Origin of the sequence: Sagittula marina, assembly GCF_014196795.1 — a bacterium.
GTDB lineage: Bacteria > Pseudomonadota > Alphaproteobacteria > Rhodobacterales > Rhodobacteraceae > Sagittula > Sagittula marina.
In genome coordinates this window covers 1-21340 of sequence record NZ_JACIEJ010000003.1, presented here as the reverse complement: position 1 = coordinate 21340, position 21340 = coordinate 1, and the positions used below count along the sequence as shown (strand labels likewise).

Here is a 21340-nt window from a genome sequence, read left to right as displayed (position 1 = left end):
ACTGAAACGGCCGATAAGGCCCATGAATTTCCCTCCGCAAGTCAGTGGCTTGGCGGGGATGGCCCCTTGCGGCCGACAGCAATGACGAAACGAAAACTCGGCGCAGACCTCCCGCCCGCCGTGGCGGGAGGCGTGGCTCTCTGCGCCTGAATGAAAGGGTTCGAGATGCAAGATCACAGGCTTCCGGTTACGGTATTGTCCGGCTTTCTGGGCGCGGGAAAGACCACGTTGCTCAACCGTGTCCTGAACAATCGCAACGGTCGCCGGGTGGCGGTGATCGTCAACGACATGTCCGAGGTCAACATCGACGCCGACCTCGTGCGCGCCGACACGCAGCTCAGCCGCACCGACGAGACGCTGGTCGAAATGTCGAACGGTTGCATCTGCTGCACGCTGCGCGATGACCTGCTGGCCGAGGTGGCGCGCCTGGCCTCCGAGGGGCGGTTTGACAGCCTGGTGATCGAATCCACCGGCGTGTCCGAACCACTGCCTGTGGCGGCGACCTTTGAGTTCCGTGACGAGACCGGCCACAGCCTGTCCGATGTGGCGCGGCTGGACACGATGGTGACCGTGGTCGATGCGGTGAACCTTTTGCGCGATTTCTCCAGCCATGATTTCCTGGCGGATCGCGGAGAGACGGCGGGAGAAGGTGATGAACGCACCCTCGTGCATCTGCTCACCGACCAGATCGAATTCGCCGATGTGGTGGTGCTGAACAAGGTGACCGATGCCGGGCCTGACCGCGTCGATGCCGCGCGCAAGATCATCCGCGCGCTCAACGCCGATGCAAGGATCATCGAGGCGGATCATTCGGACGTGCCTGCGGAGGCCGTGTTGGACACCGGGCTTTTCGATTTCGAGCGTGCCCATGAGCACCCGATGTGGGCCAAGGAGCTTTACGGTTTCGCGGATCACACGCCGGAGACCGAGGAATACGGCGTCACCAGCCACGTCTATCGCGCCCGCGCGCCTTTCGTGCCGGAGCGTATCATGGCGGTCCTGCAGGGCGACCTGCCCGGCGTGATCCGCGCCAAGGGGCATTTCTGGATCGCCACGCGCCCCGATTGGGTGGCGGAATTCTCGTTGGCCGGGGCGCTGTCGGGCGTGACGCCGCTTGGGACGTGGTGGGCCTCTGTGCCGGAGGCGCGACGTCCGCAACATGACAGCGCGCGGGCCTATATGGCTGCGCACTGGCAGGAACCCTGGGGCGACCGGCGGCAGGAGCTGGTGTTTATCGGCGCGGGCATCGACTGGCCCGACTTGCAGCGGCGGCTGGACGCCTGCCTGCTGGACGGTGCGACCGGACCCGACGACCTGCCGGACCTGCCCGACCCCTTCCCGCTCTGGCGCCGTGCCGAGGAGGCCGCGTGATGCTGGACCTGCCAAGGATCGCGACGGCGATGAACGCCAGCCCCGACCCGCGGGTGTTGCTCACACTTGGGGCGGAGGGCGTATCGCTGGCGTTGTGGCAGCGCGGGTTGCCCGATGGACTGGCGGCCTGGCTGGACGGTTTGCCGCTGGAACAGCTGCCACGGATGCGGCGGACGCTTCCGAGCGCGAAGGTCGCAGACGCGGTGCGCGCGGCCTGCCGCGAGGCGGGTGCGACGGAGTGTGCGGATGCCCTGGCCGAAGAGGTTGCAACCATTGCCCGGCAGGCGACCATGGCGCTCGCCGCGCCGATGCTGGAGGTGCGCCTGTCCGTCAGCGCGGGCCAGCCCTGCCCGAAGTGGCACGTGGATGCGGTTCCGGGCCGCGTGCTGTGTACCCTGCGTGGGCCGGGCACGGAGTTCGGGCCGATGGACGCGAACGGCGGCGCGCAGTCGGTGCATCACATGGCGCGCGGCAGCGTCGGGGCCTTTCGCGGCGCGCTTTGGCCGGGGCGGGACCTGGCGGGAATCGTGCATCGTTCGCCGCCCGCGACGGACGGCGCACCGCGCCTTTTGCTGGTGATCGACCCGGTGGACGATTTGGGGGCGTGCTGATGGATCGCGCCTCGAACCTTGGGGAGGTCCGCCAGCGCCGACGCCGCCGCAACGGTGACCCGATGCGGGCCTACGACGCGCTGCCTGCGCCGCTGCGCCGCTGGATGGCAGAGGCCGCGCTGCCCTGGTCGCCGGCCTCCTGCCGCCGCATCTGGACCCGCGCCAGACAGCGTGGCGAGACCGTGGACACCGTGCTCGACCGCCTGACCCGTGCCGAGGCCGCCTGCCTCGCCCGCGAAACCCTGCCGCGCGGGCTGTCCGGCCACGCGCACTCCCAACACTGACATCAACGACCCAGAGGACTGAATGAAACACCTCCCCCTCACAGCTGCGCTGCTTGGCGCGGCTCCCTTTGCCCCGCTCCCCGCCCTTGCGCAGGACGACACGCTGAACGTCGCCGCACAATACGAGATCAAGGGGCCGGAAGCCTCGACCTCCGGCTTCGTCTTCACCCGCATGGGGCTGACCGAGACGCTGGTCAACGCCGACCCTGACGGCAGGCTGACGCCGGGACTGGCGACCGACTGGTCTTCTTCGGAGGACGGCCTGAACTGGACCTTCACGCTGCGCGAGGACGTTACCTTTCACGATGGCACCGCCATGGATGCCGCCGCCGTGGTCAACGCGCTGGAGATCGCGCGCGCCAAGCCCGGCCCGCTGAACGGTCTGCCGATCACCGGGATCACCGCTGCGGAGGGCGCGGTGGAGATCACCCTGTCCGAGCCGATGGCGGCGCTGCCTGCCTATCTTGCGGAGTTCCGCGCGCAGATCCTTGCGCCCGCCTCCTACGCCGAGGACGGCAGCGGCGTCGCGATCATCGGCACGGGGCCGTACATGGTTACCTCGATGGACGCGCCGCTCAGCCTCGATGCCACGGCGTTCGACGCCTATTGGGGTACGGCGGCGCACATCCCGAACGTGGCCTATTCCGGCGTCAGCCGGGTCGAGACCCGCGCGCTCATGGCCGAGTCCGGTGATGCGGATTTCGTCTTTGGCCTTGATCCGGCATCGGTGGCGCGGCTCGGCATGGTCGACGGGGTCGAGGTTTTGTCCACCGCCATTCCGCGCACTCTTTTGATCAAGGTGAACGCGGGCCACCCCTTCTTGTCCGATCCACGAGCGCGACGGGCGCTGAGCCAGGCCATCGACCGGGAAGGCATTGCCAAGGCAGTGCTGCGTTACCCCGAGGGTGCCGACCAGCTGTTCCCGCCATCGCTGGCAGGCTGGCATGACGACGCCGCCGCACCGCTGACCTATGACGTCGACGCGGCCAGGGCGACACTCGCGGACCTCGGCTGGACGCCCGGCCCGGACGGCATTCTGACCCGCGACGGCGAACGGTTCGCGTTGACCCTCACAACCTACCCCGACCGCCCCGAGCTGCCGCTGGTGGCCTCTGTGCTTGAGCAACAGTTCCGCGTCCTGGGCGTCGATGTGACGATCAACTCCACCAATTCCTCGGCCATTCCTGCGGGGCATCAGGACGGCTCTCTCGACCTTGCGCTGATCGCGCGGAATTTCTCGTTGATCCCCGATCCCATCGGCACCGTGCGGTCGGACTATGTCGGCAACGGCGACTGGGGCGCGATGAACTGGAACAACGAGGCGTTTGCCACGCTGGTCGCCCATATCGCGCGCGACGGTGGTGCGCCGGCTGACAAGGCCAAGGCCGCGGCGATCCTGCAAGACGAGCTGCCGGTGATCCCCATCGCCTGGTATCGCCAGACGCTGGCGGTGTCGAACGCCGTCGAAGGCGCGATCATCGACCCGTTTGAACGCAGCTTTGGTCTGCAGGACCTGCGGTGGGCAGAATGAAGGCGCTGACATCACGTCTGGTTCAGGCGGTTGTGGTGGCCGTCCTGATCGGGACCGCGACTTTTGTCATGATGCGCAGCCTGCCGGGGGATGCCGCCTGGCGCATCGCCGCCGGTCGCTACGGCTATGACAATGTCGATGCCGCCGCCGCCGAGGCGGTGCGCAGCGAGCTGGGCCTTGACGGCCCCGCCCTGCCCGCGCTGCTGCAATGGCTGGGCGATTTGCTGACGCTGGACTTCGGCACCTCGCTGGTGAGTGGCCAGCCCGTGATGCACGAGATCGCGCATCAGCTGGGCGCCTCTGCCGCGCTGGCCGGGATCGCGCTGTTGCTGTCGGTGCTGATCGGGCCGCCGTTGGGGATCCTTGCGGGGCTGCGTCCGGGGGGCGTGCTGGATCGATGCCTGTTGGTCGTTTCAACCGGGCTGAAGGCGGTACCGCAGTTCCTGCTGGCCCTGATCCTGATCGTGCTCCTGGCGGTACAGCTGCGCCTTCTGCCCGCCGCCGGACATGGCGAGGCGCGCCATTTCATCCTGCCGAGCCTGACGCTCGCGCTGGGTCTGGCCGCCGTGAACGCCCGCATCGCGCGGGACGCCATGGCGCGGATCGCGGACATGCCGTTCTGGCGGTTCGCCGAATGGAAGGGGTTGTCGCGCCGCGAGGTGCTGATGCGCCACGGGCTGCGCAACGTCTCTGTGCCGCTGCTGACCTACCTCGGGCTGCAATTCGTGACCCTGGTCGAAGGCGTCGTGGTCATCGAAGCGATCTTTGGCTGGCCGGGGATCGGTCATGCGCTGGTGCATGCGATCTTTTCCCGCGACGTGCCCATGGTGCAGGGCACTGCGCTGGTGCTGGGGCTGGGCTTCGTGCTCGTCAACACCTGTATCGACCTGATCGTGCGGCGCATCGACCCGCGCGGAGAAACGGAGGCAAGGGCATGAGCACCGCTGAACTCTATACACAACCCGCCCGCTTGCCCGTGGCGCGCAGCCTTGGCGCGTCGCTGGTGATCCTCGTCGCGGCGGTCGCCCTGATCGGGCCGCTTCTGATCCCCGGGGACCCGCTGGCGCAATCCTTGCTCAAGGCGCTCTCCGGCCCCGAGGCCACGGCGCCGTTGGGGTATGACCACTTGGGCCGCTCGGTCTTTCATCGGCTGTGTGCGGCGCTGATGCTGTCGCCGCTGATCGCGCTCGCAGCGGTGCTGACGGCCGGTGCGGCGGGGTTGATCCTCGGCACGCTGTCCGCCGCGATGGGCGGATGGGTCGACACGGTCCTGACCACCCTGGCGGATGCGTTGCTGGCGCTGCCCGGACTGCTGCTGGTGCTGATCGTGCTGGCCATGGTGCCGGGCACGGCGACGGGCTTCTGGATCGGCCTGTCGCTGGTGCTTTGGGTCGAATTCTACCGCCTCACCCGCGCCGCCACGCGCGAGGTGCTGGTGTCGCCGTCGGTCGAGGCGGCGCGCCTGCTGGGGTTTCGCGCGCCGTATATCTTCCGCACCCACGTCTGGCCGGAGATCGCGCCGCTGATGCTGACCACAGCTGCCTTTGGCATCGCGACTGCCATCATGGCCATCGCGGCGCTCGGCTTTGTCCATGTGGGGATGCGCGCGCCGACGCCGGAACTGGGGCTGATGATGGTCGAACTTCTGCCCTACTGGCGCGAAGCTCCGCTGGCGCTGCTGTCGCCGGCGATCGCCACCTTTGCCCTGCTTCTGGGCCTTACCCTTTTGGCCGGGAGCCGCGAAACATGAGCTTTCTGACTGCAACTGACATCACCGTCCGGGATGGTGCGCAAACCCTGCTGGAGCCGCTGTCGCTGACCGTGACCCCCGGCGAGCCGCTGATCATTCTGGGCGAAACCGGATCGGGCAAAAGCCTGATGGCGCAGGCGATCATGGGCACGCTGCCCGCCGGATTGCGGGCGCAGGGCGAGGTGCGGATCGGCGCACACACCTTGTCCGCCAGTGAGCCACGCCGCTTTCGCGGCCTCTGGGGGCGGGAGATCAGCGTGCTTCCGCAGGAGCCGTGGCTATCGCTCGATCCCTTGATGCGCGCGGGGACGCAGGTCACCGAGGCACATCGGCTGGTGCGCGGCCTGTCCGCTGCGGATGCAAAGGCGCGGGCGTCGTCGGACCTTGGGCAGTTGGGGCTGACCGCCGCGGCACGGCACTATCCGCACCAGCTGTCGGGCGGCATGGCGCAGCGCGTGGCCATCGCGGCGGCGCGCGCCGGTGGTGCGGGCATCGTCATCGCCGACGAGCCAACGAAGGGGCTGGACGCCGCGCGTCGCGACGATGTGGCTGACCTGCTGCTGTCAGAGATGGGCGACAACGGTGGCCTTCTGGTCATCACGCACGATCTGGCGCTGGCGCGGCGCATGGGCGGTCAGATGATCGTCCTGCGCCAAGGCAAGGTGGTCGAAACCGGCGCGACCGAAACGGTCATGAGCGCCGCTCGCGAGGCATACACCCGGGCCCTCCTTGCCGCCGATCCCGAAAGCTGGACGCGTCGTGCGCCAAGCCGGCGAGACGGCCCGCCGGTCGTGGACGTGCACGGCCTGTCGGTCGCGCGCGGCGGGCGAGAGCTGTTCTCCGGGGTGGGCTTTGACGTAGCGGCCGGCGGTGTCTTCGGCATCACCGGGCCGTCTGGTTGCGGCAAGTCCACGCTGGGCGATGCGGTGCTGGGGCTGGTCGCGCCCGCCGCCGGGACCGTCACGCGGCGCGCCGACATTGGGCCGCACGGCTTTCAAAAGCTGTATCAGGACCCCGTCGCGGCCTTCCCACGCAAGCGCAGGCTTGGGGAAACCCTGAACGACGTGGCACGCATGACCGGGGAAAGCGCGCGCGTGGCGCCTCTGTTGGAGCAGCTTGGCCTGTCGCCCACTCTGCTGGAGCGGCGTCCCGGCGCGGTTTCTGGCGGCGAGCTGCAGCGGTTGTCGATCCTGAGGGCGCTTCTGCGGCGACCCGCCCTGATCTTTGCCGATGAGCCAACCTCGCGCCTCGACCCGATCACGCAAGCCAGGGTCATCGGGATGCTGGGCGAGATCGCCATGACCGAGGGCACCGCGATCCTGCTCGTGAGCCACGACGCGGCACTGGTGCGCAATACGGCAGACGCCGTGCTACCGCTGGGAAAGACTGTTTTGCCTGAACCGCAACCCGACGCCGCGTCGGTCGCAACAGCGCCTCATTGACCGCATAGGCCCTGCATGAAAGGTCGTGACCAGTCCCGTCAGACCATACGGTCTGGCGGGATTTTCATTGCGCTGGGTTATCAGGTCGCGGGGACCACCGCGTTCATCGGGGGCGCCAGCATGCACGTTCCCCCGCCACCCTCGCATCAGCGCCTTTTGTCACCGCGACAAGGACACCTTCAGACGCCCCCTCCGCGCCTGCCCCGGTGGCGGGCATGTGCGGCACCGCCACGAGCTGGACGCAACTGGCCGACGCGGCGGACGCTTTCGGCGGACAAGATCGCCACTTACCGCTGAGTAGCCTCTGCCAGAGACGTGATCGCCGCGCGCATAGCGGAAAGGAAATCTCCCTCTGCGGGACGGTTCGCCAACGGCGCAAAGACGGTGGAGGCAATGCCCATCTCCTGCGCGCGGTCGATGGCCCCGGCCGGCGGCGCGGCCTCCCAGAGCAGCAGGGTCGCGCCTTTGGCCTCGCTCAACTCGGACAGCTCGGTCCATTGTGCGTCGGTCGGCATGGCGCCGGCCTCCCATTCCAGCGCGGCGATCTCCAGCCCGTAGGCGCGCGCGAGATACTGGTATCGCGGATGGGTGGCGAGGATGGTCTGGCCTTTCAGTCCGGCAAGTTCGCTGCGGGCCTGCGCGTCCAGCGCCGCGAGATCGGATTGCAGCGCGGGCAGCGTGTCCGCCAGCGTATCGGCAAGCTCGGGGATGCGGCGCTCCATCATGGTGGCCAGCGCTTCAGACTGCTGTGCGGCCTGTGCAAAGTCGAGCCAGGTGTAGCTTGCGGTGCCCTCGTGGGAATGCTCCCCGTCCGCGCCGTGGCTGTGGGTCACGGATTGCGTCGCGATATAGGCATCGGAAAAGCCCACCGAGGTGTCGACGATCCGCGAGCGCGGCAGGGAACTGCGCGCAGTCCAGGGCGCATAGCCCGCGCCGTTCAGCGCGATGACGGCGGCCTGCTGAATCGCGGCGATGTCCGACAGGCCGGGCCGCCAAAGCGACGGATCCTGCCCCACTGGCACCGGGAAAAGAACCTCCACCGCGCCGCCGCCCAGCCGCTCCGCCATCCAGGCCAGCGGATAGTTCACGGTTGCCACGACGGGGCGGTCCTGTGCGGAGGCAGCGGAGGCCGCCAGCGCGGCAGCAAGGCAGAGGCGTTTCAGCATCAGTTGGTCTCGTCCTTGGTCTGCGAATGCGTCTGGCCGTAAGCGATATCGTCGGGCGTCAGCATCCAGTAGTCGGAATGGCCTTCGCTGACATCGACCTCGATCATCAGGCCGCTGTCCGCCGCGCCGTCTGGCAGGTCGAAGCGGGTCATCCCCTCGGCCCCGATGTCCAGCGTCATCAGCAGAACGTTCCCGGCATCCAGCACGCGCACCTCTCCCTCGGTCGGGACACGTCCCGAGGAAAAGGTGGACTCGACGGTCACGGTGTCCCCGGCAACAGATGCAAAGACCCGCAGGTCATGTGCCGCAGCCGGGAGGGCTGCGACCATGGCGAAAGTTATGGCAAGCGGGCGGATCACTGCGTGGTCCACGGCTCGAAGTGGACCCAGATCACGGCGCCGAGTTCATGCGCCTTGTCCTCGCCCTCGTGTTGCATCGGTTCCTCGGCGGTGTTCAGCGCGGCAAAGCCCCACCATCCGTCTGTCGGTGCGGCATAGGTAAAGACGCCATCGGCGTCGGCCTTCACCGTCTGGGTGATCATCAGGTCGGAGGGCGCGGTGGCGCTGCCGTCCTCGTTGTAATATTCGACCTCGACCTCGGCATAAGGGACAGCCTCGCCGTCGAGCTTCACGATGCCCTGAAACACGTTGCCGTCCCACAGCGCGAAAGGCTTGGACAGCGGCACGATCTCTGTCTTCAGGCCCAGTTCCGTGTCCCAGCCCTCGTCATCGCCGTAGGCCGACACGTAGGTCTTGGTGAAATGGGTGATGAAGGCGTCTTCCTCCGGCTCCCAGTAGGGCTGCGGCTCCATCGCGAAGACGTAGGTGCCGGGCCGTTCCATCCGGTATTCGGTGGCGAAGGCCGCGTGGTCCATCACCTGCGCCTCGGTCAGCGTGTCGAGCAGATCGGTTGTTTCGCCCTCGTGGGTGACGGTGAAGGCAACGGGCTTGTCCAGTTCCATGCCGACGCCCTCGAAAGGATGCGAGAACGACAGGGTCAGATCGACGCTGCGCCCGTCCTCCTGTCCCGGCATGTTGTCCGAAGGGATGATCATGCCGTAATGCGCCGAGGCGGTGGTGGCAGAGGCCAGCAGGGCGGCGGCGGTCAGGAAGGTTTTCATGAAGGGCTCCGTTCTGGGGTTTGCGAATTTAGAAGGCCAGCAGCCAGGCGACGAGTTGATCGCCATTCGCGTTTACGACGAGGACGATACCTGCCGCCAACACCATGGCACAACTCAGAAGTATTGCGATCTCTGCGGTGGCCAGTCGCAGGATCGTGAACCGCCCCGCGCCAAGGCGACGAGCGGTCTGCATTTCGGGGGCGCGCAGGCTCCATGCGAGGAAAAGCGACAGGCCGATGGCGCCCAATGCGGCAATGCCGATGATGACCGTCACCGCGTCGAGCAGCGCCGCGATGCGGAAGATGCGGTCCACCAGCCCTGCGATGACCTCGGACGGGTCAGTCAACTGCACCGGGTTCTCCGGATCGAGGTAGCGGCCACGCAGGATCGTGCCGGAGCGGGTGTCGTAGGGCGCGACGATCACGGCGGACAGCGGGTAGCCGCCGGCGGCGCCGTGGAAGTGAAAGCTGTCGATGTTCTCCGGCGTGATGCGCTGGAACTCCGTGATGGCGGCGTTGGCGGTCACGTTGCCGTCGGCGTCCGCCGTGACCACGTCGTCATGGCCGTGGCCGATGCCCGCGATCACCCAGGCCGTCTTCACATCGGTGAACACCGCCTCGTCGTCGGGGGTGCCGGTCGGTTCGAGAACGCCGGTGATCTGCAGCTCCAGCGGGTAGACCCCGTCGAGATCAAACAGGTTCTCTGGCGCAGAGACCACCGTATCGCCGGGCCCGAGCGCCAGCCGCTGCGCCACGTCCGCGCCGAGCACCGCCTCCCCGAGGATGGCCATCTGCCGCCCCTCGGCCAGGGTCAGCCCGCGAAAGTCGAAGTAATCCAGCGAGGTGCCGACAATCCGCGCACCATTCGTCTGGAAGGCGGTGTTGAGCGGGATGGGCAGGCCAAGACCACTGTCCCAGACGGCATCCTCGGCGGCGCGGGTGATCGGCTGCGCGCGGTCCTCGGAGAAATAGACCGCCCCCATCACCAGATCGAGCTGGCTGCCACGCGCCCCCAGCACCAGCGGCGTCGCTTCGGCCCGGCGCGTCAGGGCATCTTCGGACCCGCGCAGCAAAGTCTGGGTCACCATCGGCACCGCAAGGATCAGCGCGCCCACAAGGATCAGCACAAGGCTGCGCGCCCATGTCCAGCGCAGGTGGGCGAAGGCGAGGAAAAGAGCGTTCAAGAGGTCTGCTCCGCGGGCTGGCGCAGGGTGGCGAAGTCGATCACCCGATCAAAGCGCGGCAGCAGATCGTGGTCATGCGTCACGGCCAGCACGGTTGCCCCCTGTTCGGCGGCGCGGGCAAAGAGCACGTCGAGGATGACTTCCTTGGTCTCGGGGTCGAGGTTGCCGGTCGCCTCATCGGCGAGGATCAGCCCCGGCTGCGTTATCAATGCGCGGCAGATGGCAACGCGCTGCTGTTCGCCGCCTGACAGCGCGTTCGGATGGCTTTTCAGGCGATGCGCGATGCCGCAGGCCTCGGCCAGTGCCTGCGCCCGGTTGCGGACATCACGATCGAGCGTCAGGCCAAGGCCGACGCGGTAAGGGTACAGGATATTCTCGAAGGCGTTCAGGTAATCGACCAGCGCGAAGGTCTGGAAGATGAAGCCGATCTGCGCCGCGCGAAACCGCCTGCGCCCGCCGTCGTCCAGCGCGGTCAGATCGTGGTCCGCCACCTTCAAGGCGCCGGTGTCCGGCTGTGCGAGCCCGGCGACAAGGTTCAGCAGCGTGGTCTTGCCCGTGCCGCTGGGTCCGATGATGCCGACGCGCTCGCCCTTGGCCACGTCGAGGGCTGACACGTTCAGCGCAAACCCGGCGCGCGGGTAGGCAAAGGTCAGGTCGCGGGCGTGGATCAACTCTCCTGCTCCGATGGGGCGACCGGGGGGGTGTTGCCCGGCGCATCGGCGTTGCGTTCCAGCGTTCCGGCATCCGTGCGGTCCACGTCCGTCAGATCGAAACCCGCGATCTTCCAGCGCCCATCCGTCGCGGCGAACCTCAGATCCGCTGCGTAGGCGTTGCCGCGCATGTGCATATGTTCGGCGTGACCCACGACCCCCAGCACCCGCCAGCGGGCCGAGATGTTCACCGTTTCGCCGGACGGTCGCGCGCTCATCCCCAACAGCGACACTTCGTGGATTTCCTGATCGGGGTTCAGGCCGCCCCCGGCCATTGCGCCGACCCGTTCGAGGTAGAGCTGCTCCAGCGCGTCCCCCGTGGCGACCTCGGCCAGCTTGTCGTAGATCGCGGCCTCCTCCGTCTCTCCGAAGGCGGTGTAGACATCGGCGAGGATGCCCGGCAGCAGCAGCGGGCTGTTCTGCGAGAATTCCTGCCGGGACATGGAGTCGGAACTGCTGACGTCGGACGTGCCGGACACAAGATAGGGCCAGGCCCCGACGCCCAGCCCCGTCAGAAGCAACGCCCCCGCGATGGTGTTTCGAATGATGTCGCGCATGAGCCCTCTTCCCGTCCCGTCAGAGTGTAGAGCCCGTGGGATCATGCGCAAGGTGTCTCCACTTCCCCGGCTTGGTCTGGGGTTGCAGAAAGGCCGCCAAGCCGGATCGTGCCGCACGCCCGGCAAACCGGTTTCTTTCGGTCGGCGGAGGGCGGTCAATCATAGGGCCTGCCTTTTCCACGTCATGCGCGTTTGCATTGCTTTGCTCAGGTCGCCCTGCCCCCACACATCGCATGGGATGGTCCAAAGACCGCTTTCTGAGCTGTCCGGCCATTGTCACCTGTTGGTTTGGGTGGTGGGAACGGTCTTGCGGCCGGCACACGGCCGGAAATTCGCGCGCCGTTCCGCCAGAAAGATTCGCGCAGGTCATCCCCGCAGCCGGGCGAGAAAGCGCACCTTAGACACGGCACCGACCTCGGCTCGCTTGAGTGACACAATGTGTGGCCGCTTGCAGACCAACGCATGACGAGCATGGCTGAGATTGGCTTCGTTCCGCGCGTGCAGCCAAGCGTTTCAAACTGATGCAAAGACAATCGGTTGACATCAAATGCCGGTTGAACAATGGTACGCGCATATAACCGGGGGTGCTCCGAGCGGAGCTGAGATGCGCGACATGCGTGAACCCTTCACAGCTGATCTGGATAATGCCAGCGGAGCGAGGTGCTACCATGTTCATAGGCGCGCAAGTGTCACTTTATCCGATGACTTCCGATTTCGTGGACGTCATCACCACCGGGCTGGACGCCCTGTCCCCCTATAAATCCGACCTGAGAATCGAGACCGACGACATGTCGACGCTCATGGTCGGCGCCCCCGGACCGCTGTTCGACGCGATCCGGGACCTGTTCTCCGCCGCCGCAAAACGGCCCGAACATGTGACCATGCACGTGACCCTGTCGCGCGGTTGCCCCGGTGAGCCGGATGATCCCAATTGCCGGTGCGACACGCTTGCGCGCGCGCAGGATCAATCCTTGGCCGAGCGGCAGACACTGGCGGCGCACGCCGTGAAGGATGCGCCCGATATGGGTGTCGGGATAGATGTGCAATTCTCGCTCTATGTCATGGGCGCGGGTGGCCATATGGACGAAATCTACGGCTGCATCGACTTCCTGAAAGACAGCGGCACGTTCCTGCGGTCCAAGAATTTCTGCACGCGGTTGCGCGGTGATGCGGGCGCGGTGTTCGAGACGCTGCGCCAGGCCTTTCTGCGGTTCGGCCCGGCAGAAGGCCATGTGACCATCGACCTGACAGCCTCGGCCAACAGCCCCAGCCTCGGCTGAGCGGGCTGCCACACGCGGGCATCATGCGCCCGCGACAGGCTTGTCATGAAGTATCTCGGTCAGATCCTACCGGCCCTTGTGGTCATCTGCGTCTTTCTTGGCGGCTGGGAAGGCTATGTCGCGCTGACGGATGCCTCGCCGCTTGTGTTGCCCGCGCCGAGCGACGTCGTGAATGGGCTGTTGGTCGAGCGGTCCGCGATCGCGCGGCACGCTGCGGCCACACTGGGTGTCGCGGGCGTGGGCTTTGGCCTGTCGGTGCTGTTCGCTTTCGCTGTTTCCATCGTGCTTCACTTCTCGGGCTGGCTGCGCCGGGGGCTGCTGCCGCTTCTGGTCGCCAGCCAGACCGTGCCGATCGTCGCCCTTGCCCCGCTGATGGTGCTTTGGTTCGGCTTCGGCCTGCTGCCCAAGGTGCTGCTGGTGATCCTGGTCACCTTCTTCCCGATGGTGGTCAGCCTTGTCGCCGGCTACGCGAGCCTGCCGCGTCCGTTTCGCGATCAGCTGGTCTCCATGGGGGCGACACCGTGGACAGTCTATCGCCGGGCCACGCTTCCCTCTGCGCGGGGGCATTTCTTTTCCGGGCTCAGGATTTCGGCGACCTATGCCATCGTTGCCACGATCTTTGCCGAATATGCCGGCGCGCGGCAGGGGCTCGGCATCTACATCCTGTCGGCAAAGAACAACTTCCGGGCGGATCTCGTGCTGTCGGCGGTGTTGGTGTCGGCCTGTCTCACGCTTGCGCTTCTGGCGATCATCCACGGGATCGAACGGGCCACGGGCCGCCGGTACCGGAGGAACGCGCATGCTTGAGCTGCAAGGTCTTACGGTGCGTGCCGGGTCAGATCCGCTGGTCGAGGATGTGTCGCTCGACCTTGTCGAGGGCAGCCTGACGTGTCTGATCGGCCCATCAGGCTGCGGCAAGAGTTCGGTGATCAAATGGCTTGCCGGCGTTCTGGCGCCGGAATTGCAAACCAAAGGTGACCTGCATCTGGACGGCCAGACCGTCGAGCTGCCGCATGACGCCATCGCATATCAGCCGCAGCAGGATACGCTTTTCCCGTGGCTCACGATTTGCGAGAACGCGCGCCTTGGGTTGGAAATCAGGGGGATGGAGCGGCGCACGGCGCGTGACCGGGTGCGGCGTCTGTTTCCGGCGTTCGGGTTGGACGGCCATGAGGACAGTTTTCCCGACCAGCTGTCCGGCGGGATGCGTCAAAGGGCGGCCTTTCTGCGGACCATCGTTCAGGACGCGCGCATTCTGTTGCTGGACGAACCCTTTTCGGCGCTGGATGCGGTGACACGGTTACAGATGCAGGACTGGCTGATCGACCGGCTGGCCGAACGCCCGCGGGCCGTCCTGATGGTGACCCACGACCTCTACGAGGCCACGCAAATGGCCGACCGCATTCTCGTCATGGCCGGCGGTCCCGGCCGCATCATCGCCGACATTCCCATTTCCACCCCGCGCGCCGACCGCAGCGAGGCCACGCTGGCCGACATCCGTTCGACCCTGAAATCCATGCTCTTGAAGGAAACCCCATGAAAATCATGACGCTGAGCCTTTTGCCATGCCTCGTGGCCTCGATGGCCCAGGCCGAGGACGTCACCATCGCGCTGGACTGGACCCTGAACACGAACCACATCGGTCTGGTTGTCGCGCGCGAGAAAGGATATTTCGCTGACGCCGGACTGCAGGTCGATATCCTGCCCTACTCCGACACCGCATCGACCGCGTTGCTTGCCGCCGGTGCGGTGGATTTCGCCTACATGACCGCGCTGGGGTTCATGAGCGCCAAGGCTGGCGGCGCGGACATCACCGCGCTTTGGGTCACGATGCAGCGCGAGGCCGGCCGGCTGGTCTATGACAGCAACAACGCCGACATCACCCGCCCAGCCGATCTGGAAGGCAAGACCTATGCCGGCTTCGGGAGCGCCTGGGAGGATGCGCTGATCTCGACAATGATCGAAAACGATGGCGGCACAGCCGATTACGACACCGTGACGCTGGGCACGGGCGCCTACGAAGCGCTGGCCACGGGCGCCGTGGATTTCACATTGGAGGTGGCCACCTGGGAAGGGGTGAACAGCGATCTTCTCGGGCGCGAGCAGTCGCATTTCATCTATTCGGATTACGGCGTGCCCGAACCCCAGGGCGGCTATATCGGGAGCCGGACTGCAATGCTCGAGAGCGACCCCGAAACGGTCGATGCCTTCATGAAAGCCACCGCAAAGGGCTACACCTGGGCCGCCGAACATCCACAGGCCGCGGCAGAGATCCTGATTGCCGCCGGAGATTTCCCCAACGAAGACCTCGTTCGCGGTTCGATGCGGGTGATCGACGAGGGCAATTACCTGACCGACGGTACGACCTCAGTGGGCCGGATCGACGAGGCGCGACTGACGACGATGGCGCGTTTCCTCTACGATAGCGGTGTGTTGCGCGGGACCGATGGGGCGCCTCTCGTCTGGCCCGGCACCGTATCGGACTGGTTCGATCAAGGCTGGATGGCTGAGTGAGCGTGCGACAGTAACGCCGGGGAACAAACGGGAACAGTGATCGCGGTGTTCTGTCTCCGCGATTGGCATCGGCAGCACCTATACGTCATTCATGACGAGGCAGGGGCGGAGTGGCCGCGATGGCCCCTGCCCTTTTCGTTTGCCGTCCAACGACGCATGGGGTGATGTTGTTGAAAATCTCTTTGCTTGGTTGAGCACGGGCTTCTCGTTCCGTCGGATTACGGGGTCTTGCAAGGTTGGCGATGCTAGGACGGCAGAAGGTTCATGATCGGTTGTTCCATAAGCGCGCCCTCTCGTTTCCCAGTCCTGCCGGTCCTCCTCTCCGGGGCATTGATAGCCTCCCTGAATGGCCTTCACGAAGAGATGCGCGGTTTCTACAGCGACACGAGCGCCCCTCGATCAAACCCGGCCCCCTGATCCGAATGCTGATCCGCCTGACGTCCGTACCGCTTCTGAGCGCCAGCTTCGGACTTGGTTCAGAATTCGGACCAAGAGCCATTTGCAACCTTTTTCTCCGCAACTGCGCTGCTTTCGTCGTGTCTTTGCGGAGTTTGAGAAAAGGCCTTCATGGTTTCTGAAGGGCCAGTCTCTGCCGGAACCTCCGAGGGCTTTGATACCTTGGAAGCCCCCGGCGCCACCCCCTGACGGTGACGATCGACAGCGCGCAAGTTGAAACGGCCAACCTGGTTTTCGAGAGAGGTCGCCTCGTGCTGAAGGGTTGCGGCTGCGGCAGATGTTTCCTCAACCATAGCCGCATTGTGTTGCGTAACCTGGTCAAGATGTGTGGCCGCGACGTTGATTTCCCCCAGGCCAACGGACTGTTCCTCTGCACCTGACGCGATGTCTGACATCTCGTCCGCAACCTGGGCGACGCGCTTGACGATATCTGTGAGGGACGCCCCCGCACGGTTGACCAACTCAACGCCATTGGCCACCTGCGCTGAACTGGAATCGATCAAGCGCCTGATATCATTTGCGGATTCTGACGATCTCTGTGCGAGGCTCAGAACGTCAGACGCGACAACAGCGAAACCGCGCCCGACCTCGCCGGCGCGCGCGGCCTCGACACCAGCATTCAGCGCCAAGAGATTTGTCTGAAACGCGATGTCTTCGATGACATTGATGATTTGCGTGATCGCTTCAGAGGACTTCTCGATTTCAGACATGGCAGTGACCGCATCTCGGACGATCTCGCCCGAGTTTTCGGCCGTCTTGCGCGCCTCGGACATGTCGTGTTCGGCATTCGCAGCGGTCTTCGCAGCGGCTTTCACCGACGTTGTCATTTGATCCAAAGCAGCCACCGTTTGTTCCAGAGTGGCCGCCTGGCTTTCCGTCCGTCGTGCCAGTTCATCTGACCCAATGCTGATTTCGTCAGACCGCGAGCGTATTGCCACGATGCTTTCAGATAGATTTGCCATAATGTCATTGAGTGTGGTGACGGTCAGGTTGAAATCTTCGCGCAGTGCGTCGTACGATCCCGAGAACTCGGTCTCGATTGTCTGCGACAGGTCGCCATTTGCAAGTCCCTGCAAGCCTTTGGCCAACGTCTCGACGACGCGCGCCTGCTCTTCTTGCTGGCGCTCCTGTTCCTGCTCCAGCCCTTCTTTCTCGAGCAGGCGAACCCGCAAGGCCTCTACCGAAGCGGCCATGGTCCCGACATCGTCACGGCCATCGGTTCCGCGCACCTCCTCGGTGTACTGTCCTGCGGCAAGCTTGTTGATCGAAACCAGCATAACCCCGAGTGGCCGCCCTACCAGCGCGCGCGCCGTGAAGTAGATCGTACAGAGCGACATGATCAGAATCAAAAGTCCGCCCGAGATAGCTTCAAAGACAGCATCATGAACAGGCGTGGAAAAAACGGCTTCTGGAACATCCAAGATCGTTGCCCAGGTCGTGTTCATACCCGGGGCCGTGAAGGGGTACACCAACCGTGTTGCGCCGTCCGGCAGCCCCTTGATCACCTGGGGCGTGCCATTCGTCAGTGCAGCGTTGACCACGTCCGATCCCACGTCGGCATAAGGTTGCGTCAGGTTGGCCTCGTCTGGATTGGCCAGCCACTTCCCCTCGCTGTCCACGAGCATGACGCGTCCGCCGTCAAATGTTTCAAGTGTGGCGAGCATCGTGGTCAGGTCTGTCAAAACGATGTCCACACCTGCGACGCCAACCGTTTGTCCATCGACGACAACGGGGACCGAGACAGACGTGAGAAGACGCCCTTCACCTGACAGGTAAGGCTCTGTAATCAATCCTTCTTCCGTATCCACCGGCACAGAAAACCACTGGGAGGTGGGGTCGACGCTGAAGGTCGAGAATTCCAGGCCGCCTTGTTCGGACTTTGTCCAGTAAGGTGTGAAGACACCGTCAGCATTCCGTCCCTCGGAGCCGGTCAAATAGGCATCGGTTGCTCCGTTGGGCAACCCGGCCATCCACGCAGAAAAAACAATGTCATACTGCATCGGAACACCGCGCAACATCTCGATCATGTTCGCGTTCGTGGCGTTCCCGGTAGACATGTAGCCGGCCAGTGTCCCGCTGATCGCGGCACCGGCCGAGGTTGCTTCGGTGATTTGTACAGCAACGGTTTGCGCAATTTCCCCGGCTGTTTCGGTCGCGAGCGCCATAACTTGGCGATCAGCCTGGTGTGATGCACTCCATCCGCTGTAGCTGATGTAGCCGGCCAAGATGAGTGTTATCGAGATACCGGTCGCGACGACCATTTTGCCGGTTACAGTCTTGAAGAAATTAGTCATGATTGAGCGCTCTCCCTGCTCCGACATTCTCCTGTTCGGTATCAGCGGGAGCTTGCAAAACTGTTAGGATTCCGGCTCTGACCAAACATAAACCAAAGCATCTTATGTAAATCCGGACTGATTAGCGGCTTGTTTAACAGACGCGGAAAACCATTATCTGTGCCATTCCTTGTCCTGCGACCCTGCCCTCCATGTGTAAATGTCAGGCTTGCGGGCGTTCCTGCGCCTTCTCTCTCACCTTGAATGCCCGGCAGCGTTCAGGCACGACTGGCTCCCGTTCGCCGGCTGACGCGTTCCCCGCGTGGTTGCCTGAACCGGCTGACGTCCGAATGCCCGCGACCTGCCTCTCTTTCCGGAAGGTTCGGCCCAACCATTCATTTCGGGATCAGACCTGTAAGCATGTGCAGCCGGTCAGGGGACCGCCTGTGTTTCGCAAACACCTGAACGACGTTTTTGTTGAGGACCACCGTCTTTGGGAAAAGTTGCGTTCACCCGGTCTTTGTCCAACCGATCCGGCCGTGCGGTGGTGGGTCTTCGGCATGTGTGGCTGTTCAAAGCGTGCATGATGACGCCAAACCTGCTGAGGAAACCAGCCTTCGCCCAGACTGTGCCGTCCGGGCCTACTGGCCGGATAGGGGTCGGATTGTCGCAGAAACCGACGGTGTTCATCCCGCTGGATGCCACGCATCTATACCGCTGATGACGTTGCAGTCTCCCTGTTCGACGCGCTGTGCCGCATCACCCCCGACGGCAATTTCGTTGCGAACCTCGCCGCCGAGGTGCCGACGATCAGGTTCGGTCATCGGTTTCACCGTGCTAATCCTGATTCCGGGAGGTCCCCTGTCGCAATTCGCGCTCGCCTGCGTCCTCGGCCCCTATTTGCTGCCTTACGTTCCCAGCAGATAGACCAGCGGGCGCGGTTTGCGCCGCCGGCTGACAGGACAACATTACCTTGGCACCGATCCGTTGGGATGCGACATCGCAGCACGACCGCTGACAGCGAGACGCATTTCGCTGCTGGTTGGTTATGGCCGCCGTTCTGGGCAGGCTCATCGGCGTGGTGGCCAGCTACGGCGGCCGGGTGGTCAACGCCGTTCGGATGCCCTGCACCACCCGTTTTGGCGAAACCTGCCGCGCGCCCTTGCGATCACGCGACAGATACTGTCGTAGGATCACAAGATTGCGGACAGATATGAAAGAATTCCGCCATGACCCAAGTTGTCTCCTCGCCCTCTCCCGCGATCGAGCTTGTGCCCTTCGCCGAGGCGCATCTCCCCGAGGCGCAGGGCCAGTCGCAAGCCGTGCAATGGCCCCACCGGATCGAAGACTGGAAGCTACATCTGGCAATATCCCAAGGGGTTGCCGCCGTGGCCGACGGCCGGGTCATGGGCACGGCGCTGTGTTCTCTGTTCGGTCCCGTGGCCGCCGTGAACATGATCATCGCCGACGCGGCGATGCGCGGCCGGGGGCTGGGACGCAGGTTGATGGAGCACGTGATCACCCTTGCCCGGGACCGCGAAATGCGCCTTGTCGCCCCCCAGGACGGTCTTCCGCTTTACCGCAAGCTGGGGTTTGAGGACTGCGGGCATGTGGTGCAGTTGCAAGGGACAGCCTGTGCCGCGACCCCGGAACTGCCGGTGACCTTTGCGCCTGCAAACCTCCACAAGCTGGCAGAAATGGATACAGAGGCCAGCGGGATGGCGCGCGGGCCGCTCCTTTCGCGGATTGCAGACAGCGGCGAGACGCTGACCACCACCGGCGGCTTTGCCATCCTGCGCCGGTTCGGCAAGGGACATGTTCTTGGCCCGGTGGTCGCGCGGGATGCCACCGCTGCACGGTCGCTCATCGCGGCCGGGGTGAACCATATGCAGGGCCGGTTCCTGCGGATCGACCTGATCGAAGAAAGGGGCCTCGTTCCTTTTGTCGAGGAGCTGGGGCTGACGGTGGTCGGCGGCGGCACAAGCATGGTCCGCAATCCCAAGGCCCGAACCGACGGCGATTACCAGACGCACGCCATGATCTCCCAAGCCCATGGCTGACAAAAGGTCGTGACAATGCTGACCAAGCCCCCCGCGCCAAGTCCCTTGCCGAACTGGACCGACGCCATCTCGTCCCTCCGGTGTCTTCCTTCCGGGATCAGAAGCCGCGCGGGGGACGCTTGGTGATCGCACACCCGCACAGATGCCGACGGACGAGAGCTGATCGACGGCTTTGCCCGGACCGACCTGCTGGTCTGCTGTCTGTCCCTGCCCCGCACGCGGCTGTTGGCGATGGATCAATCGGGGTCACCGAAAAGGCTCGTCAGATCAAAGTGCTGGCGCGCAAAGAGGGTCTTGAGCACGACGAAACTGAAATACTTGTCGATGCCCGGGTTCTGCTCGCCCAGCGCCTCCACGATGGGCGGGCAATCATCGATCCAGCCAGTGACCAACGGCACAAGTAAGTCGCATCCACCGGACACCAGATGGCATTTCACACAGGCATCGATTTTTTTCCAGCGCCTCTTGGAAGCACGCGAAATCGATCTGCCTGAGGTTCTTGAGCGTGAAGTCGGTAAACACCATCATGCGCGAGCCAAGGCACCCCAAGTCGATCCAAGGCGAATAGCCCGCATTCAGCAGCTTTTTCACACGCAACAGAAAGGGGGATGGCGACTGGTTAACCTTTTCGGCCAGCTCGAGGTTCGTGATCCAGCCATTGCGTTGCAGCACAGTGAGGCGCTTCACGTCCGTCCGGTCGAGCGTGCAGGCCCGCGTCATCGCATTTGCTTTTCCTCCTCGGTATGGTCAGAAGAGCCCCCGCAGGATTTCCGGCTCATGCTCGTTACTCATCCGGTTTCAACTAAAGGTGCCATTTGCGCCATCCATTGCGGGACACCCTGCTCTATTCCTGCAGATAGGCTTTAGCCAAACGAAAGGATCGCTCATGTCCGCACCACGCCTGGCGGTGGTTACATCCACCATCCTTCCCAAAGATGCCGATTGCGTCGTGATCGGTGGCGGCATCGTCGGCGTCTGTGCCGCCTGGTGGTTGGCGCGGGAAGGCCAGAACGTCGTGCTGGTCGAAAAGGG

At 64.7% G+C, this 21340-nt stretch carries 22 protein-coding genes and 1 riboswitch; of the genes, 13 read left to right on the top strand and 9 right to left on the bottom strand.

Annotated elements, in window-relative coordinates:
• The first annotated feature begins 165 nt into the window (after positions 1 to 165).
• From GGQ68_RS06325 to GGQ68_RS06295, 7 genes are read left to right on the top strand one after another with little or no spacing between them, the layout of a single operon-like run.
• A complete protein-coding gene (locus GGQ68_RS06325; RefSeq protein ID WP_183964155.1) occupies positions 166 to 1371 on the top strand; it encodes a GTP-binding protein in 1206 nt (401 codons plus the stop codon).
• Positions 1371 to 1982 carry a DUF1826 domain-containing protein gene (locus GGQ68_RS06320; protein WP_183964152.1) on the top strand — a complete coding sequence of 204 codons (612 nt, stop codon included), beginning with the start codon at positions 1371 to 1373 and terminating at the stop codon, positions 1980 to 1982. Before GGQ68_RS06325 ends, GGQ68_RS06320 begins: the two co-directional genes overlap by 1 nt.
• A complete protein-coding gene (locus tag GGQ68_RS06315; protein WP_183964150.1) occupies positions 1982 to 2266 on the top strand; it encodes a DUF6525 family protein in 285 nt (94 codons plus the stop codon). Before GGQ68_RS06320 ends, GGQ68_RS06315 begins: the two co-directional genes overlap by 1 nt.
• Before the next feature lie 22 nt (positions 2267 to 2288).
• On the top strand, positions 2289 to 3797 hold the full coding sequence (locus GGQ68_RS06310) for an ABC transporter substrate-binding protein (RefSeq protein ID WP_183964148.1): 1509 nt from the start codon (positions 2289 to 2291) through the stop codon (positions 3795 to 3797).
• The gene (locus tag GGQ68_RS06305) at positions 3794 to 4735 is read left to right on the top strand and encodes an ABC transporter permease (protein WP_183964147.1); all 942 of its coding nucleotides are present in this window, start codon (positions 3794 to 3796) and stop codon (positions 4733 to 4735) included. Before GGQ68_RS06310 ends, GGQ68_RS06305 begins: the two co-directional genes overlap by 4 nt.
• Entirely contained in the window at positions 4732 to 5547 is an 816-nt protein-coding gene (locus GGQ68_RS06300) for an ABC transporter permease (RefSeq protein WP_183964145.1), read from the top strand. Before GGQ68_RS06305 ends, GGQ68_RS06300 begins: the two co-directional genes overlap by 4 nt.
• Positions 5544 to 6989 (top strand): ABC transporter ATP-binding protein, encoded by a 1446-nt coding sequence (locus GGQ68_RS06295; protein ID WP_183964143.1) that lies wholly within the window; start codon positions 5544 to 5546, stop codon positions 6987 to 6989. The genes GGQ68_RS06300 and GGQ68_RS06295 overlap by 4 nt, the downstream gene beginning before the upstream one ends.
• 287 nt (positions 6990 to 7276) lie before the next feature.
• Here the strand turns inward: GGQ68_RS06295 and GGQ68_RS06290 are convergent, their stop codons facing one another.
• Genes GGQ68_RS06290 through GGQ68_RS06265 form a run of 6 tightly spaced genes read right to left on the bottom strand, consistent with a single transcriptional unit; the run spans position 7277 to position 11725 of the window.
• Complete coding sequence (locus GGQ68_RS06290) at positions 7277 to 8155, bottom strand: metal ABC transporter substrate-binding protein (protein WP_183964141.1); 879 nt, start codon at positions 8153 to 8155, stop codon at positions 7277 to 7279.
• Positions 8155 to 8514 (bottom strand): hypothetical protein, encoded by a 360-nt coding sequence (locus GGQ68_RS06285; protein ID WP_183964139.1) that lies wholly within the window; start codon positions 8512 to 8514, stop codon positions 8155 to 8157. Before GGQ68_RS06285 ends, GGQ68_RS06290 begins: the two co-directional genes overlap by 1 nt.
• Positions 8511 to 9275 (bottom strand): DUF4198 domain-containing protein, encoded by a 765-nt coding sequence (locus GGQ68_RS06280; protein WP_183964137.1) that lies wholly within the window; start codon positions 9273 to 9275, stop codon positions 8511 to 8513. The genes GGQ68_RS06285 and GGQ68_RS06280 overlap by 4 nt, the downstream gene beginning before the upstream one ends.
• Before the next feature lie 28 nt (positions 9276 to 9303).
• Positions 9304 to 10458: an ABC transporter permease gene (locus GGQ68_RS06275; RefSeq protein ID WP_183964135.1), complete on the bottom strand. Its 1155-nt coding sequence runs from the start codon at positions 10456 to 10458 to the stop codon at positions 9304 to 9306.
• A complete protein-coding gene (locus GGQ68_RS06270; RefSeq protein ID WP_183964133.1) occupies positions 10455 to 11129 on the bottom strand; it encodes an ABC transporter ATP-binding protein in 675 nt (224 codons plus the stop codon). Before GGQ68_RS06270 ends, GGQ68_RS06275 begins: the two co-directional genes overlap by 4 nt.
• Positions 11126 to 11725: a hypothetical protein gene (locus GGQ68_RS06265; protein WP_183964131.1), complete on the bottom strand. Its 600-nt coding sequence runs from the start codon at positions 11723 to 11725 to the stop codon at positions 11126 to 11128. Before GGQ68_RS06265 ends, GGQ68_RS06270 begins: the two co-directional genes overlap by 4 nt.
• Before the next feature lie 570 nt (positions 11726 to 12295).
• Positions 12296 to 12401, top strand: a riboswitch (TPP riboswitch).
• Between GGQ68_RS06265 and GGQ68_RS06260 the strand changes: the two genes are divergently transcribed.
• The 4 genes from GGQ68_RS06260 to GGQ68_RS06245 all read left to right on the top strand — a co-directional run bounded on the left by GGQ68_RS06260 (position 12394) and on the right by GGQ68_RS06245 (position 15519).
• The gene (locus tag GGQ68_RS06260; RefSeq protein ID WP_183964129.1) at positions 12394 to 13005 is read left to right on the top strand and encodes a YkoF family thiamine/hydroxymethylpyrimidine-binding protein; all 612 of its coding nucleotides are present in this window, start codon (positions 12394 to 12396) and stop codon (positions 13003 to 13005) included. Its footprint overlaps the riboswitch before it by 8 nt.
• Before the next feature lie 45 nt (positions 13006 to 13050).
• Complete coding sequence (locus GGQ68_RS06255) at positions 13051 to 13812, top strand: ABC transporter permease (protein ID WP_183964126.1); 762 nt, start codon at positions 13051 to 13053, stop codon at positions 13810 to 13812.
• Positions 13805 to 14545: an ABC transporter ATP-binding protein gene (locus GGQ68_RS06250; RefSeq protein WP_183964124.1), complete on the top strand. Its 741-nt coding sequence runs from the start codon at positions 13805 to 13807 to the stop codon at positions 14543 to 14545. The genes GGQ68_RS06255 and GGQ68_RS06250 overlap by 8 nt, the downstream gene beginning before the upstream one ends.
• Entirely contained in the window at positions 14542 to 15519 is a 978-nt protein-coding gene (locus GGQ68_RS06245; RefSeq protein WP_246429287.1) for an ABC transporter substrate-binding protein, read from the top strand. Before GGQ68_RS06250 ends, GGQ68_RS06245 begins: the two co-directional genes overlap by 4 nt.
• A gap of 476 nt (positions 15520 to 15995) precedes the next feature.
• On the opposite strand, the gene GGQ68_RS06240 is transcribed toward GGQ68_RS06245, so the two are convergent.
• On the bottom strand, positions 15996 to 18269 hold the full coding sequence (locus GGQ68_RS06240; protein ID WP_183964122.1) for a methyl-accepting chemotaxis protein: 2274 nt from the start codon (positions 18267 to 18269) through the stop codon (positions 15996 to 15998).
• 1208 nt (positions 18270 to 19477) lie between these two features.
• Between GGQ68_RS06240 and GGQ68_RS06235 the strand changes: the two genes are divergently transcribed.
• On the top strand, positions 19478 to 20308 hold the full coding sequence (locus GGQ68_RS06235; protein WP_183964120.1) for a GNAT family N-acetyltransferase: 831 nt from the start codon (positions 19478 to 19480) through the stop codon (positions 20306 to 20308).
• Between the two features lie 236 nt (positions 20309 to 20544).
• Here GGQ68_RS06235 and GGQ68_RS24245 read toward each other — a convergent pair whose 3' ends face one another.
• The gene (locus tag GGQ68_RS24245) at positions 20545 to 20706 is read right to left on the bottom strand and encodes a hypothetical protein (RefSeq protein ID WP_246429286.1); all 162 of its coding nucleotides are present in this window, start codon (positions 20704 to 20706) and stop codon (positions 20545 to 20547) included.
• Positions 20678 to 21028 carry a winged helix-turn-helix transcriptional regulator gene (locus GGQ68_RS06230; RefSeq protein WP_246429285.1) on the bottom strand — a complete coding sequence of 117 codons (351 nt, stop codon included), beginning with the start codon at positions 21026 to 21028 and terminating at the stop codon, positions 20678 to 20680. Before GGQ68_RS06230 ends, GGQ68_RS24245 begins: the two co-directional genes overlap by 29 nt.
• A gap of 166 nt (positions 21029 to 21194) precedes the next feature.
• On the opposite strand from GGQ68_RS06230, the gene GGQ68_RS06225 reads away from it, so the two are divergent.
• Positions 21195 to 21340: FAD-dependent oxidoreductase (locus tag GGQ68_RS06225; RefSeq protein ID WP_183964118.1), on the top strand; the 146-nt coding region annotated here is incomplete at its 3' end.

Bases quoted from the DNA above. Each gene is read 5' to 3' on its own strand.
- GGQ68_RS06255 (WP_183964126.1), top strand. From the start codon at position 13,051: ATGAAGTATCTCGGTCAGATCCTACCGGCCCTTGTGGTCATCTGCGTC.
- GGQ68_RS06260 (WP_183964129.1), top strand. From the start codon at position 12,394: ATGTTCATAGGCGCGCAAGTGTCACTTTATCCGATGACTTCCGATTTC.
- GGQ68_RS06250 (WP_183964124.1), top strand. From the start codon at position 13,805: ATGCTTGAGCTGCAAGGTCTTACGGTGCGTGCCGGGTCAGATCCGCTG.
- GGQ68_RS06230 (WP_246429285.1), bottom strand. From the start codon at position 21,028: ATGACGCGGGCCTGCACGCTCGACCGGACGGACGTGAAGCGCCTCACT.
- GGQ68_RS06305 (WP_183964147.1), top strand. From the start codon at position 3,794: ATGAAGGCGCTGACATCACGTCTGGTTCAGGCGGTTGTGGTGGCCGTC.
- GGQ68_RS06290 (WP_183964141.1), bottom strand. From the start codon at position 8,155: ATGCTGAAACGCCTCTGCCTTGCTGCCGCGCTGGCGGCCTCCGCTGCC.
- GGQ68_RS06310 (WP_183964148.1), top strand. From the start codon at position 2,289: ATGAAACACCTCCCCCTCACAGCTGCGCTGCTTGGCGCGGCTCCCTTT.
- GGQ68_RS06295 (WP_183964143.1), top strand. From the start codon at position 5,544: ATGAGCTTTCTGACTGCAACTGACATCACCGTCCGGGATGGTGCGCAA.
- GGQ68_RS06235 (WP_183964120.1), top strand. From the start codon at position 19,478: ATGACCCAAGTTGTCTCCTCGCCCTCTCCCGCGATCGAGCTTGTGCCC.
- GGQ68_RS06315 (WP_183964150.1), top strand. From the start codon at position 1,982: ATGGATCGCGCCTCGAACCTTGGGGAGGTCCGCCAGCGCCGACGCCGC.
- GGQ68_RS06300 (WP_183964145.1), top strand. From the start codon at position 4,732: ATGAGCACCGCTGAACTCTATACACAACCCGCCCGCTTGCCCGTGGCG.
- GGQ68_RS06280 (WP_183964137.1), bottom strand. From the start codon at position 9,275: ATGAAAACCTTCCTGACCGCCGCCGCCCTGCTGGCCTCTGCCACCACC.
- GGQ68_RS06325 (WP_183964155.1), top strand. From the start codon at position 166: ATGCAAGATCACAGGCTTCCGGTTACGGTATTGTCCGGCTTTCTGGGC.
- GGQ68_RS06320 (WP_183964152.1), top strand. From the start codon at position 1,371: ATGCTGGACCTGCCAAGGATCGCGACGGCGATGAACGCCAGCCCCGAC.
- GGQ68_RS06265 (WP_183964131.1), bottom strand. From the start codon at position 11,725: ATGCGCGACATCATTCGAAACACCATCGCGGGGGCGTTGCTTCTGACG.
- GGQ68_RS06245 (WP_246429287.1), top strand. From the start codon at position 14,542: ATGAAAATCATGACGCTGAGCCTTTTGCCATGCCTCGTGGCCTCGATG.
- GGQ68_RS06240 (WP_183964122.1), bottom strand. From the start codon at position 18,269: ATGACTAATTTCTTCAAGACTGTAACCGGCAAAATGGTCGTCGCGACC.